This window comes from Lacrimispora xylanolytica (genome assembly GCF_026723765.1).
GTDB classification, from domain to species: domain Bacteria; phylum Bacillota; class Clostridia; order Lachnospirales; family Lachnospiraceae; genus Lacrimispora; species Lacrimispora xylanolytica.
Window position 1 is genome coordinate 204,081 of the sequence record NZ_CP113524.1, and the last position, 13,520, is coordinate 217,600.

20 protein-coding genes are annotated in these 13,520 nt (G+C 43.5%); 5 read left to right on the forward strand and 15 right to left on the reverse strand.

The window, feature by feature from the left end; translation table 11 throughout:
• The 4 genes from OW255_RS00970 to OW255_RS00985 are packed head-to-tail and all read left to right on the forward strand — an operon-like array spanning position 1 to position 2,092.
• A complete protein-coding gene (locus OW255_RS00970) occupies positions 1–165 on the forward strand; it encodes a hypothetical protein (protein ID WP_268115345.1) in 165 nt (54 codons plus the stop codon).
• Positions 166–225: 60 nt separating this feature from the next.
• A complete protein-coding gene (locus tag OW255_RS00975) occupies positions 226–972 on the forward strand; it encodes a class I SAM-dependent methyltransferase (protein WP_268115346.1) in 747 nt (248 codons plus the stop codon).
• A 35-nt stretch (positions 973–1,007) separates the two neighbouring features.
• On the forward strand, positions 1,008–1,625 hold the full coding sequence (locus tag OW255_RS00980; RefSeq protein ID WP_268115347.1) for a GNAT family N-acetyltransferase: 618 nt from the start codon (positions 1,008–1,010) through the stop codon (positions 1,623–1,625).
• Between the two features lie 32 nt (positions 1,626–1,657).
• Complete coding sequence (locus OW255_RS00985; protein ID WP_268115348.1) at positions 1,658–2,092, forward strand: GNAT family N-acetyltransferase; 435 nt, start codon at positions 1,658–1,660, stop codon at positions 2,090–2,092.
• Positions 2,093–2,315: 223 nt separating this feature from the next.
• On the opposite strand, the gene OW255_RS00990 is transcribed toward OW255_RS00985, so the two are convergent.
• From OW255_RS00990 to OW255_RS01060, 15 genes are all read right to left on the reverse strand, one after another.
• Entirely contained in the window at positions 2,316–3,035 is a 720-nt protein-coding gene (locus OW255_RS00990; protein ID WP_268115349.1) for an acylneuraminate cytidylyltransferase family protein, read from the reverse strand.
• The gene (gene neuC / locus OW255_RS00995) at positions 3,035–4,198 is read right to left on the reverse strand and encodes a UDP-N-acetylglucosamine 2-epimerase (protein ID WP_268115350.1); all 1,164 of its coding nucleotides are present in this window, start codon (positions 4,196–4,198) and stop codon (positions 3,035–3,037) included. The genes OW255_RS00990 and neuC overlap by 1 nt, the downstream gene beginning before the upstream one ends.
• Positions 4,195–5,190 carry an N-acetylneuraminate synthase gene (neuB, locus tag OW255_RS01000; protein WP_268115351.1) on the reverse strand — a complete coding sequence of 332 codons (996 nt, stop codon included), beginning with the start codon at positions 5,188–5,190 and terminating at the stop codon, positions 4,195–4,197. Before neuB ends, neuC begins: the two co-directional genes overlap by 4 nt.
• Positions 5,147–5,830: an acetyltransferase gene (locus OW255_RS01005; protein WP_268115352.1), complete on the reverse strand. Its 684-nt coding sequence runs from the start codon at positions 5,828–5,830 to the stop codon at positions 5,147–5,149. The genes neuB and OW255_RS01005 overlap by 44 nt, the downstream gene beginning before the upstream one ends.
• A complete protein-coding gene (locus tag OW255_RS01010; protein ID WP_268115353.1) occupies positions 5,827–6,873 on the reverse strand; it encodes a nucleotidyltransferase family protein in 1,047 nt (348 codons plus the stop codon). The genes OW255_RS01005 and OW255_RS01010 overlap by 4 nt, the downstream gene beginning before the upstream one ends.
• Positions 6,874–6,896: 23 nt before the next feature.
• A complete protein-coding gene (locus OW255_RS01015) occupies positions 6,897–8,045 on the reverse strand; it encodes a LegC family aminotransferase (RefSeq protein ID WP_268115354.1) in 1,149 nt (382 codons plus the stop codon).
• Positions 8,046–8,065: 20 nt separating this feature from the next.
• Positions 8,066–9,046: an NAD-dependent 4,6-dehydratase LegB gene (locus OW255_RS01020; RefSeq protein WP_268115355.1), complete on the reverse strand. Its 981-nt coding sequence runs from the start codon at positions 9,044–9,046 to the stop codon at positions 8,066–8,068.
• Complete coding sequence (locus OW255_RS01025; RefSeq protein ID WP_268115356.1) at positions 9,043–9,294, reverse strand: hypothetical protein; 252 nt, start codon at positions 9,292–9,294, stop codon at positions 9,043–9,045. Before OW255_RS01025 ends, OW255_RS01020 begins: the two co-directional genes overlap by 4 nt.
• Before the next feature lie 14 nt (positions 9,295–9,308).
• Entirely contained in the window at positions 9,309–9,608 is a 300-nt protein-coding gene (locus OW255_RS01030; RefSeq protein ID WP_268115357.1) for a hypothetical protein, read from the reverse strand.
• Positions 9,605–9,931, reverse strand: a complete 327-nt coding sequence (locus OW255_RS01035; RefSeq protein WP_024837754.1) for a carboxypeptidase-like regulatory domain-containing protein — start codon at positions 9,929–9,931, stop codon at positions 9,605–9,607. Before OW255_RS01035 ends, OW255_RS01030 begins: the two co-directional genes overlap by 4 nt.
• Positions 9,932–9,955: 24 nt before the next feature.
• On the reverse strand, positions 9,956–10,120 hold the full coding sequence (locus tag OW255_RS01040) for a hypothetical protein (protein WP_155857773.1): 165 nt from the start codon (positions 10,118–10,120) through the stop codon (positions 9,956–9,958).
• A gap of 29 nt (positions 10,121–10,149) precedes the next feature.
• Positions 10,150–11,880 carry a motility associated factor glycosyltransferase family protein gene (locus tag OW255_RS01045; RefSeq protein ID WP_268115358.1) on the reverse strand — a complete coding sequence of 577 codons (1,731 nt, stop codon included), beginning with the start codon at positions 11,878–11,880 and terminating at the stop codon, positions 10,150–10,152.
• A gap of 36 nt (positions 11,881–11,916) precedes the next feature.
• A complete protein-coding gene (locus OW255_RS01050; RefSeq protein WP_024837752.1) occupies positions 11,917–12,204 on the reverse strand; it encodes a peptidase associated/transthyretin-like domain-containing protein in 288 nt (95 codons plus the stop codon).
• A gap of 58 nt (positions 12,205–12,262) precedes the next feature.
• Positions 12,263–12,547: a hypothetical protein gene (locus tag OW255_RS01055; RefSeq protein ID WP_024837751.1), complete on the reverse strand. Its 285-nt coding sequence runs from the start codon at positions 12,545–12,547 to the stop codon at positions 12,263–12,265.
• 170 nt (positions 12,548–12,717) lie between these two features.
• Positions 12,718–12,885, reverse strand: a complete 168-nt coding sequence (locus tag OW255_RS01060) for a cell envelope integrity protein CreD (protein WP_166429803.1) — start codon at positions 12,883–12,885, stop codon at positions 12,718–12,720.
• 168 nt (positions 12,886–13,053) lie between these two features.
• Here OW255_RS01060 and OW255_RS01065 point away from each other — a divergent pair, with 168 nt between their 5' ends.
• On the forward strand, positions 13,054–13,515 hold the full coding sequence (locus OW255_RS01065) for an HD domain-containing protein (protein ID WP_268115359.1): 462 nt from the start codon (positions 13,054–13,056) through the stop codon (positions 13,513–13,515).
• Positions 13,516–13,520 lie beyond the last annotated feature (5 nt).

Consider the following 13,520-nt stretch of genomic DNA (forward strand, 5'->3'; position numbering starts at 1 on the left):
GTGTTGGAGATTTTGGATGTTGGTACCAATGAACCGGAAGATACCTGTTACTACCCGGAGGAAGATATGTATATGCAGAAATCCAATGGCGAAAGACGGTGTTTTAGTGGAAAGGATATTAGTAACACGTGGTATCCGGATCCTAATCCATTAAGGGAGAATTGAAATGATCTGAAAATAAAGGTAAGGTTTACGCTGAGTAAAAATGACTGGGTGTGGGAGAAAATGGAAAATCGGGTGGTTGAGTATTATAAGAACTATGATGAAGATGGTAGGCTTAAGCGACATAAATTTGAGTATTTAACAACAGTAGAATATTTCAACAAAGTATTGAAACCGGGCAGCAAAATTTTAGATGCCTGTGCAGGAACAGGAATTTATTCCTTTTATTTGGCAGAACAGGGTCATAAAGTGACCTCCTGTGATTTAGTGCCTCATAATGTGGAGCTAATGAAAAAGCATGAGAAGTCCACTTTGCTGGAAGGCATTCAAGTGGCGAATGTGCTTGATTTGTCTAGATTTGGTGATGAGAGCTTTGATGTAGTCCTCTGTATGGGTGCGTTGTATCATTTAGGGGAAGAAGAGAGATTAAGAACCGTACAGGAATGTAAACGGCTCTTAAAGCCGGGTGGGGTTTTAGTACTTTCCTATATCAATCGTTTCGCCCAATTTTTTGTATACATAGAGGAAGAGTTGAAAAACATTGGAGATGGGATTCGTATATTTCAGGATAAAACAGATTCCATTTTTACATTTACAACACCAGAAGAAATTGAGAAGCTAACCAGCCAGTGTGGCATCAGGAAAATACATCATATTGGGCAAGACGGTATGATGTATGCTTTGGGTAAAAAAATGCATGAGGCATCGGAAAAGAGCCTGGAACAATTGTATCAGTATCACCTTACAACTTGTGAAGAGCCTTCAATTTTAGGCGCTAGTGTGCATGGGATGTATATAGGAATGAAATAGTTTAAGTAACTGTTTTGGGGAGGAAAGCGTGGATTATGAATGATATCATTCGCATTGAGGAAGAAAAAGACTATTTTGAGGTGGAAAATCTTATACGGGAAGCTTTCTGGAATGTTTACCACCCAGGGTGCAACGAACATTTAATCGCTCATAAATTAAGAAAGAGTTCTGAATTTATTCAGGAGCTTGATCTGGTCATCGAGAGAAATGGAGAAATCGTTGGCTCTATCATGTATTCTTATGTAACTTTACATAAAGACAGTGGGGAAACAAAAAAGTTTATTGGTTTTGGACCTGTGGCTATAAGACCTGACTGCCAGGGGCAGGGGCTTGGTAAGAACTTAATTCTCCATAGTATGAAAATGGCGGAACAGCTTTCTCATGAGGCTGTGTTCATCACTGGTAGCTCTAAGCATTATCATAAGCTCGGTTTTGAATCAGCAAGTAAATATGGGATTTATCTGGATGAGAACAGAGATGGGGAATTTACATTTTTTATGGTGAAGCCATTGGTTCATGGGGCACTGAAAGATATGGAAGGAATCCTTAAGTTTGATGAATCCTTTGAGCCTTCTAATGAGGAGACAGAAGAATTTGACAAAGATTTTCCAGAGAAGATAAAGGAAAAGCGACCTGGACAGTTATCCCATTAACATATTCAGTTGAATAGAAATGGAGGTATGAAATGTATCAAATTCGCTTAATGAAGATAGAAGATTATGATTTGGTGAACCATTTATGGTGTACCACATCTGGAATGGGAATGCGCAGTTTAGATGACTCTAGGGAAGGAATCAACCAGTTCTTGTTGCGAAATCCATACACTTGTTTTGTGGCTGAGTATGAAGGTGATTTGGCAGGAGTGATTTTATGCGGTCATGATGGACGAAGAGGCTATATCTATCATACTGCCGTTAAAGAAAACTATCGGAAAAAAGGAATCGGAAGTGCTTTGGTGAATCGGGTGCTTGAAGCATTGAAACAGCAGAATATAAATAAGGCTGCACTGGTCGTGTATTCCACCAATGAGCTAGGGAATCAATTCTGGGAAGGTCTGGGATTTGAGACACGAGATGATTTGACTTACAGGAATACTAGTTTGAACCAGGATAACAACTAAATCGCATATCATAGGAAAGATATTATTGCTTCATAAGATATTTATCTACAAACGGCTGACTATCTCTATTTTTTCGCCAGCCGTTTTTTTGTATGATTTTTTGGGATACAGAATAAAAAATATGCGGCTGTTATGAAACAGTTTACATAAATAAATGCCAATGAAGATGTAGCTGTAGCTACAGCTGAAAATACAACCATATCTATTTCAATTTCTTATAATCTTATGTTTCATTTAAATGTTCAGGTACCCCATTTTTTAAAAGCAGCTCCGCCAGATAAAACTCATACTCATCGTCAATATCAATGGAATGTAGCGGGTCCATAAAATAAGGATAGGTGGTCCCTGCATAAAAGCTTTTGTGCTTTAAATAAAATGGCACAGAGGTAAGATAGACAGCCCCATTCAACCGATATCCTGATGAGACATCCTGTCTTCTTATCTGTCTATCATGAAGAGATGGAATCCCAATTTCACCAGATTCCTTAAGGGTCACAGCCAGATAACAGTTACAGTCAAAGGGACATACGCTGACTATGGTGTCTGCCCCTGTTTTAAAGTAACGTTTCACGCTATCCCTTATATGCATTTCATTTCTCAAGGGAGATGTAGGCTGGAGCAGCATGATATAATCATACGTCTTTCCCAGTCGTTCCATCTCTTTGATTCCATGAATGATCACGTCCTTTGTGGCAGCTTTATCCCCTGAAAGCCATGCAGGCCTTAAAAATGGGGCAGATGCGCCCCATTGATTCGCGATATCCCTATACTGCTCCGAGTCTGTAGAGACAACAATATCGTCAAAAATTCCGGCTTTTTTACAGGCCTCTATGGTATATGCCATGAGTGGCTTATGATTTAGCTCCAGAATGTTCTTATTGGGCAGTCCCTTGGAACCGCTTCTGGCTGGTATAAATGCTAAAAACCGTTTATTCTCATACATTACAAACTCCAATCGATATCATAAAATTCCTTCTCCAGTTGAATCCCATTTTGAAACGCCTTCTTTATTTCAGAAATTATTCTTCCGCTGGTACTCGGACATTCATAAGGATTATGGAGGGAGGGATTTACCCAGTCAACTTCCATTGCTTTGTGAATGGCTGATAGAATGCCGTCATAAGTATCATCACAACTGATCACAGAATCTGCCATCACCCGCCCCATTTGTCTGGTACCGATGTTCACGGTCGGGACCTTAAGGCTGGGAGCCTCGATAATTCCGCTGGAAGAGTTTCCGATGACCACCTGACAGTGGCTCATAAGACTTAAATACCGAAGTGAGCCAAGAGACGTAAAAAAAGCAGCCCGTTCCGGGTGGCATTTTGCATAATCGGCAGCCAATTCATTGATACGACTTCCACCTGTATCTGAATTGCTTCCAGTAAATATGGTAAACAAAGAGGGAAGAGAATCCAGGGCTTGAAACAGTGGCTTAATTTGTTCTTCGACACTCTTTGATTCCAGTGTGGCAGGATGAAATGTGATCAGGGCAAGTTCAGATCCAAGGGAAAGATTTAAGGACTCCTCCAGTTCCTTTTTGGAGAGGAAAGACAGCTCCTTAAGCCTTTCCACACCCAGAGCTCCAACGTAAAAGACTCTCTCCGGCGCTTCTCCCAGTTGTATCACCCGTTTCCTATATTCCATTGTACTGGTGAAATGAAGGTAGCTCATTTTGGTAATTCCATGCCTCATGCAGTCATCAAAAGCGCCCCTTGTCAGCTCCCCGCCATGAATATGGGCAATGGGAATCCGGCAAATGGCGGCAGCGCTTGCAGCGGTAAAGATCTCATAGCGGTCTCCTAAAAGCAGCATCATATCCGGCTTTAACCTCTCATACGCCTTAGAAATACCAATGAGCTCAAGGCCCATTGACTTACAGATTCCATAGGAAGTGTCGCTGGCCAGATTCATTTCCACGGTTTCATCTATGGTTATCCCGTCCAGCTCCATGTCCCGGTAAGGGGAACTAAATCTGGAATCCATGTGAGCACCGGTTACTACCATTTGAAGCTTTATATCAGGATCGGCCATGGCTTTACGGATGACTGGAGTTAATAGACCGTACTCCGCCCGGCTGCCTGTTACCACGCATAACCGCTTCATTTAATAATCCTTTCATCCATTTTATAATCCCTGTCAGAAGGCGTCCCAAGGAGGGCTTTAAGCCTCATGGGAGAGATTCCAGGGGAACAGCGCTTGGCGCATAGATTATCCATGGTAAACGGCTCCCCTTTTTTTATGTCCCTGGAGGCTACCAGAAACTTTCTCACCTGGTCCCGGTTTTTACATTCTTCCTTCGATGGTTCCTTATATCCGTTTCCCAAAGCTATCTCAATGTTTCTTATGCTGTCTGTCATAAGTCTGAATTCAGCTGGCTCCAGGCTCAGTCTGTGGTCTGGTCCGGGCATGGTCTTATCTAGGGTCATATGCTTTTCAATGACGCAGGCACCCAGGGCAGCAGCGGCAATGGCGACCTCGATTCCCATGGTATGGTCGGAGTAGCCAATATTTCTTGAAAATTCTTGCCTAATATGGGACATGGCATTTAAGTTCACTTCCTCCATTGGAGTGGGATAAGCGCTGGTGCAGTGGAGCAGAGTGATATCCTGACCGCTCTCATCAAGAAGATTCAGTGCCTCCCCAATCTCTTCCATGGTAGACATGCCAGTGGAGAGAATGATTGGTTTTTGTAAGGAAGCAGCTTTCTTTAAGTACCCATAATTCGTAATTTCTCCGGAGGGGATTTTTATGATTTCAACTCCTAGCTGATCCAGATATTCCATGCTTGTTTCGTCAAATGGGGAAGATAAGAACATGATATTGCGGGAAGTACAATAAAGAGAAAGTTCTTTGAAGCTGTCATAGGATAGTTCCAGTTCTTTCAGCATTTCATATTGGGAGAGATTTTTCCCTGTGTTCCGGTACTGATACTCTGCTTTTATTGCGTCCCTGACAGCCAAAAGCTCGGTGCGGTAGGTCTGAAATTTCACTGCATCTGCTCCCGCTTCCCTTGCTGCATCCACCAGCCCTTTGGCTGTATCCAAATCTCCATTATGGTTTACCCCTGCTTCGGCGATAATCATAACTCTGTTCATAAACACCGACCTCCTTTGCAGGCTTTCCGAAAGCCAGAGTATGGGAAGAAATATTCCTTAATACGAGACTTCCGGCCCCGATCATGGTATTGTCTCCTATGGTGATATTTTGAATGACTGTGGTTCCGGCTCCAATGTGAGTATGTTCCCCCACGGACACATTGCCGCACAGAACGCAGCCAGGGGCTATGTGAACAAAATCTCCGATGCTTGCACCATGCTCTATAATTGCTCCTGTGTTAATGATGCAGCCTTTACCAAGAACCGCCCCGGCCCCAATGATAACACCCTTGCCAATAAAGCTGCCTTCCCCCATTGATACATTCTGAGATAGAACTGCACTTTTATCTATGATGTTAGGCAACACTAACCCGTTTTGCTTTAAGGTCTCATAAATCCGGATTCTTGGACGGGGGTCTCCCAGACTACCTACGGCTATGACACCGTAAGAAATTCCTTGATGGCAAAGGTCAGACAGGAGTTCATCGGTTCCCAGAACTGGAACGCCTGAAATGGCTGTGCCTGCCTCAAGGGTTTGGTCCAGAATACCAATGATATCGTATTCATTGGCAGAACGAATGGAATCAATGACGCTTTCTCCATGGCCGCCTCCCCCAATCAGTATCAGCTTTTTTTTCATAGCTTCATACGCTCCGCCATTTTTCTCATTTCACTGAATTCCCCCATGTCAAGCCAGGTGCTGTCCATTACCGGATACGCACCTGCTTTCTTCCCGTTTTGCAGACAGAGGCGGATCAGATCCGGCATATCAAATGGGGCTCCTTCCGGGAGAGTGTTTAAAACACCTTTTTCCAGAACGTACAGACCGGTGCTGACGAGAAATTCATAGCTGGGCTTTTCATTTAAGGCCTGTATGCGGCCTTCTTCATCCAGTGAAACTACACCATAAGGAACTTCATAATTTTTCATAGCAGTGACTACGGTGATCTGATTTTCATTTTTGATATGATGGTCAAGGAGCTTTTCGTAATTTACGTCTACTAAAATATCACAGTTGCTGACAAAGAAGCTGTCTGTAATTTTGTCTTTTAAAAGTGAGAGAGAGCCAGCGGTGCCAAGTGGCTCCTTTTCTTCTATAAAGTTAAGATGATAACGGTCATCATCGTTAAAATACGCTTTAATCAGTTCTTTTCGGTAGTTCACCGTGAGATAGAATTCCGTAAAACCGTAAGACATCATCTGATTCATGATTCGTTCCACGATGGGGGTATCCCCAATGGGAATTAAGGGTTTTGGTATGATTTTAGTATAAGGATAGAGTCTGGAGCCCTTTCCTCCTGCCATGATGACCACAGGAACCTTTTTGCCCTCTGTTATCCTTTCCTTGGAGGAATTCAGTTCGTTCCAGAATAAAATATCCACAACCTCCATGTGTTCATTTACAAGTGGAAGTCCTTCAATCTTTTTCTCTCTCATGATATCAAGGGCCAGGGGAGTTTCTGACCGTGTAATAACGATAGGAGAGGTGTTCATAATGCGGCTTACGGCCATGGATAGATTTTCGTTTTTTAGGATCCAGCGCCGGATGTCTCCGTCCGTAATTACCCCCACCAGCTTGTCATTTCGAACTACCACCAGGAGTTTCTTCGCCGTTTTATCTAACTGACGGATTGCTGTTTTGATGGAATCATCTGGTGAAATTGAGAATTTCTTTACGTCCATGTAAACCATCCTCCTTCCGGTAATCACCCTTCATTCAGGGTCTTAACAATAAAATTCATGTCAGCTTCCTTAAGGTTTACGCTGCAAGGAAGATTGATCAAATTGCTCTGGTAAAAGGGTGCTTTCTCAATATAATACGCCTGACAGTCCTTATACATGGTCTGGGTGTGAATAAGCTTCCAGATGGGTCTTGTTTCAATGCCGGATTCCCTTAACCTGGTCATAAGTTCATCCCGCCCAGATTTGTGGTTATTTAAGAGCAGGGAATAAAACCAATGGTTATTTCTGGCCTTTTCGCAAAATGAAAGAAGTGAGACATCGTCTCTGTCCTTTAATAAGCTTTTGTAATAACCGTAGTTCTCTCTCTTTTTTTCAATGTACTCTTCCAGACATTCCAGCTGTCCCACGCCTAAGGCTGCCTGGAGATTGGTCATACGGTAGTTATAACCGACTTCATGATGAATGTAGTGGAAGGGATCATCCTTAGCCTGTGCCGATAAATATACAGCCTTTTTTAAATCCTCCTCATTTCTGGCAGTGATCATACCGCCTCCGCCAGTGGTGATTATCTTATTGCCGTTAAAGGAATAAGCGCCAAAATCTCCTATGGTGCCTGCAAACCTGCCTTTTAAGCTTCCTTCAGTGTATTTGGTTCCAAGTGCTTCCGTTGCATCTTCAATCAGCTTTAGACGGTACTCCTTACACAAGCTCAGAAGGGTTTCCATATCAGCCATGCTGCCAAAGACATGAACAATGACAACAGCCTTTATGATCCGCCCCGTAGAACGGTTTAAAAGGCCTTCCTGAGTTTTGGTGCACTCTGTTTTTAGAAACATCTCCAGCTTTTCCAAGTCCATATTCAGGGTATGGTCGCAGTCCATAAAGATGGGATGAGCGCCTAAGTATGTCACAGGATTGACTGCGGCAATAAAGGTGAGTGTGGGAACGATGACCTCCTCATCCCTTTTAATGCCGGAAAGAAGCATAGCCAGGTGGAGGGCTGCCGTACCGCTTTGTACTGCGGCGGTGTTTGGAACCTTTAAGTAGTCTGCCATTTCCCTTTCAAAACGGGTCACATAGCTGCCAGCGGTAGAGACCCAGCCGCTTGTGATGGCATCGTCCAGATATTTCTTTTCATTTCCTTTTAAAACAGGAACGGATAACGGTATCATATGACTCCCTTTCGACTGGTCTAAACAATGTACTGGTCTGTCCGGAAACGGTCCCCATTCTCTTTGATCCACTGAATGGTATTTTGAAGACCAACGGAGAGAGGGTATTCCTGCTTCCATTGGGTGAGACGGGTCAGCTTTTCATTGGAGCCAAGAAGCCTTGTTACCTCACTCTTTTCCGGTCGAAGCCTTTGATCCTCGCAAAGGATTCTGGCTTCTGGATTGATCTGGCGTATGAGTTCCTCTGCCAGGTCCCCGATGGAGATTTCCTTGCCGCTTGCTATGTTGATTTCTTCTCCCATGGTTTCAGGGGAGCGTTCTATTTCTATGAAGCCGTTTACTGTATCCTTTACATAATTAAAATCTCTGGTAGGCGTAAGGCTGCCCAGATAAATCTCTTTTTTTCCAGCCAGAAGCTGGCTGATAATGGTTGGTATTACAGCTCTGGCCGATTGCCTTGGTCCGTAGGTATTAAAGGGACGGACAATGGTCACCGGCAGGGAAAAGCTGCGGTAAAAGGACAGAGCAAGCTGGTCTGCCCCTATTTTCGTAGCGGCATAGGGGGATTGGGCCTTTTTTGGATGAGCTTCATCAATGGGAACGTAGTCCGCACTTCCGTAGACCTCTGAGGTTGAGGTAATGAGCACCTTACCGGTCCCCAGGCTTTTGGCTGCCTGAAGGACATTTAAGGTCCCTTTTACATTGGTATCTACATAGGAATCTGGAGACTGATAGCTGTAGGGAATGGCAATGAGGGCTGCCAGATGAAAGACAGAATCAATACTGGAAAGACAGGCCCTTACCCCATTGGGGTCTCTGATATCTCCGCTTATAATCTCGATTTCATTTCTTATAGAAGCTGGCAGGGTATCCAGCCAGCCATAGCTGTTAAAGGAGTTGTAATAAGCAAGTACCCTGACTTTAAACCCCTTTAAGACCAGCTCTTCGGTAAGATGGCTTCCGATAAAACCATCGGCTCCGGTGACCAGCACCTTTTTCATGGATTTCTCCCTTCTCCGTGGCTGTTATCAAATATTTTGACACGATACGTGCTCGTTCTGTCAGAAACGGCAAAGCAGAATTCTCCATACCGATTGGTCAGGGTATGCCCCAGATAAACGCTTGATAAGTCTTCTTCCTTTCGTTCCTCGTTAAACACAGGGACCAGCCGCTCCAGGATCACTACGGCTCCCACAACAGGGGCGCGGTTGGTGTGCCGGACCAGGCCGCGAATGATTGCATGTGCCATAAGACTCCCCCTTCTTAAATGCTCTGAACCGGCTCAAACATATCAAGCTGATAATCAATCTGGGGATTTTTTAAAACAGCAACCGCAAATTCGCCGAACTGGTTGGTTAAGACATAACCGAGAAGCGTTTTCTGCTTTAAGATGCTGATCGCAGTGATGCGGACTACGGCACCTTCAATAGCCTGGCATTGTGGATTTAATACAGTACCCGTTAATAATACTTCACAGGAGGCTTCCATGGTGATTACCGCCTGAGCCACGTTACGATTATTAAATTTGTCTGGTGGAATAATCAGTTCAGTATAACCGCTCAAGAAGAGTCCTCCTTCTGGTTTGTTATGAGGGGAGCATAGACCGTCAGCTCATACTTCATCTGCGGCTTTGCTTCAAGGGAAAAAAGATACTGCCCGGCCTCATCGGTCACGGCATAGCCAAGGACAAGACGTTCCTGGTTGGCTTCATCGATTTGAGTAAGCATGATGGAAGCACCGGCGCAGGGGGTCCCCTCCTCTGAATATACCGTTCCTTTTATGATCTGGTGATGATCCCGGCTTAGATGAAAATTATAGTGATTTTCCCTCCATGGCAGAAGCTTGGAGCCCCGGATCATAAATGTGTTCCTTCTGGGACCGTCCATTGAAACTCCCCCCTCCTTACACCCTTACTCGTTTTGGGTATAAACCGTTACATTTAATTCCTGCAGGTTTTTGGTGTCCTCCCCGCGAATGATATTGCCTTCCTGCTCTTTGCCGTTTACGATCATTTTATTGATCTTTATTTCTTTGTATTTACCATCGATGATCTCGTTCTTATTTTCCTGTTCCATACAAATCCTCTTTCCTTCCGGCAGATTTATTAAACTATATGCGATTCATAAAATTCTGATACCGTAGAACGGGCAGTATCCCTGATCTCTGTTAAAATCTCATGGAGCTTTGAAAAATACTCATAGAAGAAGTTGGCCTGATATTGAAGGTCAGAAGTCAGATGTTCAAAGTCCTTTGCCAGCATGGAATTATGCTCCTCCTTTATTTCATACAGAAATTCACTGTAATATCCCCCAAGGTAACTGGTGTAGGGGTGGTTCTCAAAGCTGTTTACCAGATGCAGGATATAGAGGATACGCTGAAGGTCAATGTCATCCTCCTCAACTTCAACAAGAGATTTGGTCTCATTCTCCAGACGTATGGTCTCACATAGCTCCAGGCCCTGTTCTGTCTTGATGATAGAATCCTCTAAAAACTCCAACAGGGACTTAATAATATCCTTTGAATCCAGGGTCAGTTCATGACTGGGAAGAAAAGGTACCTTTTTCTTTGAGAAATCACCGTGACCTAGCATCTCATCAAGCTCCTTGTGAGGGGCCCCTTTTATTTCAGCACCGTAGGAGCAGTTAATGAAGCGGATAAAGGGATGGTCCTTGTATTGATTGATATAAAGCTCTAAGTTTTTTCTGAAATAATCAAGAGTCACTGTAGAACCAACCCATTGACCGTTTATGTCCTTTGCCAGGGTCTGGGGTGCATAGTTTATGGTGCTGTCATAGAGAAAGGTAGCACTGTCCGCATGATGCTTCTGGTCCGTATATGCCAGGTCCTGACCGATCAGCAAAATGGGAGAGCAGCCAAGCATAGCAGCGATGTCAATGCAGGCATGTGAAACAGAGCCGCCGCAGTAGACGGCCTTTAAATGCTCCATTCCTTTTACGGTGTGGGAAAGCAGCAGGGAGATAAAGATTTTTTCTCCCTTATAATGTTTCATAAGATACCGGTTGCTGTACTCATAAAAGGCAAGAGGCACCGTAAGATCCAAATGCTCCTTCATCATATCAAAGTTGGCATCCACCGGATCCACCGACACAATGAGATCAGGGGTAATTCCATTTTTGATCAGCGCATCTACGGTTCTGCTTCCCGTAATAATAAAGCAATCCTTTAACCTGTCTTTGTGTTTTTTCATGACCTCTATGTTCTGATCAAGAGAAGGCCCTCCCGATACCACGATGGCTGGTACCCCTGCATTGGAAAACAGGTAGTGGTGAATGGGGGTGGACTGGTCAATTATCTTCATGTTGGCAATCATATTTTTAATAAATACTTTCTTAAAGCGCCTGGCTAAGGATACCTGGGAAGCGGATTTTATAATCGTCCAGTCCAGATGCTCAATAAGCCTGTCGTGCTCCTTTTTATATACGGTACTGTAATTACCAAAGGAAAAGAAATAAATATTGTTAATGTTCTTTAAGTTAATACTTTCTTCAAATATCTTTTTTACCACATCTTCCTTATAGTACACCAGCTTTATGTTGTCCCCCGGATCATTGGAAAAGCTGCGGTATATGGTGAGATTCGGTTCAAATATAATGACTTGATTCTTTGGGCATAGCACCTTTTTTAATTCCGGCAGATAATCGCCTGTATCAATTCCAAATAAAAAAATCAGGGAATCAAATTTTAAATCACTTAGTGTATTTAAAAGATCCTTAATGCTGTTTCTGTAGCTGGCACTGTCTGCCAGTAAATGATACTGCCGGTCTTTTTTTATACGGTAGACGAAGTATCCATCTGAAGTTTTGACTTTTTTCATAGTATCCTCCATAAAATGTCGCCCTTTTGGCTTTTTTCATATGGACGAAAATGCCCGAAGTTCATATTGTCTGCCGGGAATTCTGGGAAGAGAGAGTGCATAGGTTCCGTCTGAAAGGGTAAAGGAGAGTCCCAACCGGACCACTTCATCAGGATTGTCAGGATGGTAGGATAGAATTTCAACTGCGGCTCCGGAAAGAGGGATTCCTGATGGACTGTAAACGGTTCCCGTAAGAAGCAGTAAAGAACTGCCGGGAGCCACTGCATCAGCGGTCACAACTCCGGAACAGATGAGCTGACCGCCTGTAAAACATAAGTTTGACAACGTTCTCTACCTCCTTAATAGGGGTGTCCTTACACCGTGACTGGACACCCCTAAGTGATTACTTACTGTAAAATTTCAACCGAAGTATGACGCCGGCTCTGGTTGTGATACCATAGTTTGCGTTAGCATCTGTAAATGTTACAAGATCTGGCTCTTCTGTGGTTGGTTTTGTGCTCTCCCAAATGGCAACAGCACCGCTCCTTAAAATGGTATTGCTAAAGACAGCAGTACCTCTAAGCAACAAAAGACCCCAGCTGGTTGTGGAAAGTTTTGCAACAATCACTTGTCCGGAATCTGCAACAGAGGCCAAAATAGTTTTCGCAATCGGTTTATAGTTAGCCATAAAAACGCCCCCTCACATTCTCATTAGAAATACGTATTTCTATGTTATAGTATGTCTTTTATGAAATAGAGTGACTAGGCAGTCCAAGGCCTGTGTTCTGGCCATTTAAGCATAACATAACGAAAAAATACGGCAGGCATGAATGGTTTCATGCCTGCCGTATTATCCTGTTACCGTTTCTTAAAGAACCCCTTGTCATAGAGCAATCCCAGGGAAAGACCGAATATCAACCCTATTCCAAGATTATTAATCACTGCCCCAATAATCAGACCAATACAAAGGCCTGTAGCTAAGCCATACTGATAAGAATCATCTTTATTCCGATAGAAATTTGACATTGTATGTACCCCTTATTTTTTTAGTTTATTGTACCTCACCACAGGGGGCAAGTACACTGGTATTTTCTGAGAGTGACTGTGATGGGGGGAGGCCTTACCTTGCATGCGTTACGAAAAAATGGTATACTCTTTGAAATCTTACAAAAGAGGAATACAAGGAGAAAAAGCATGAACAGAATAGAAAAAGTCAGAGAATACGTAGATGAAATGCTGCTTAAGATACCGGACCCAGAATACAGAAGGTGCGGTTACATGCATTTATACGGAGTCTCTCAGGCCTGTACCCTAATTGCCATGAAACGGAAAGAAAATGCAGAGCTGGCAGCAATTGCAGGTATGCTTCATGATATCTATTCCTATACCACCATGGATACCAGGGACCACGCCCATAAAGGCTCAGTCATGGCAAGGGAGATTTTGGAGTCTTTTTCCGCGTTTGAACCACAGGAAATGGACTTGATATGCAATGCTATCTATCATCACAGCAGCAAAGGAAAGACCCATGATTCTTTTTCTGAAGTATTGATTGATGGGGATGTGATGCAGCATTGCTTTTACAATCCTCTTTTCGAGGTGGCTGAGAAAGAAAAAGCCAGATATGAGAAGTTAAAGGCAGAGTTCGAGCTTTAAGGGAT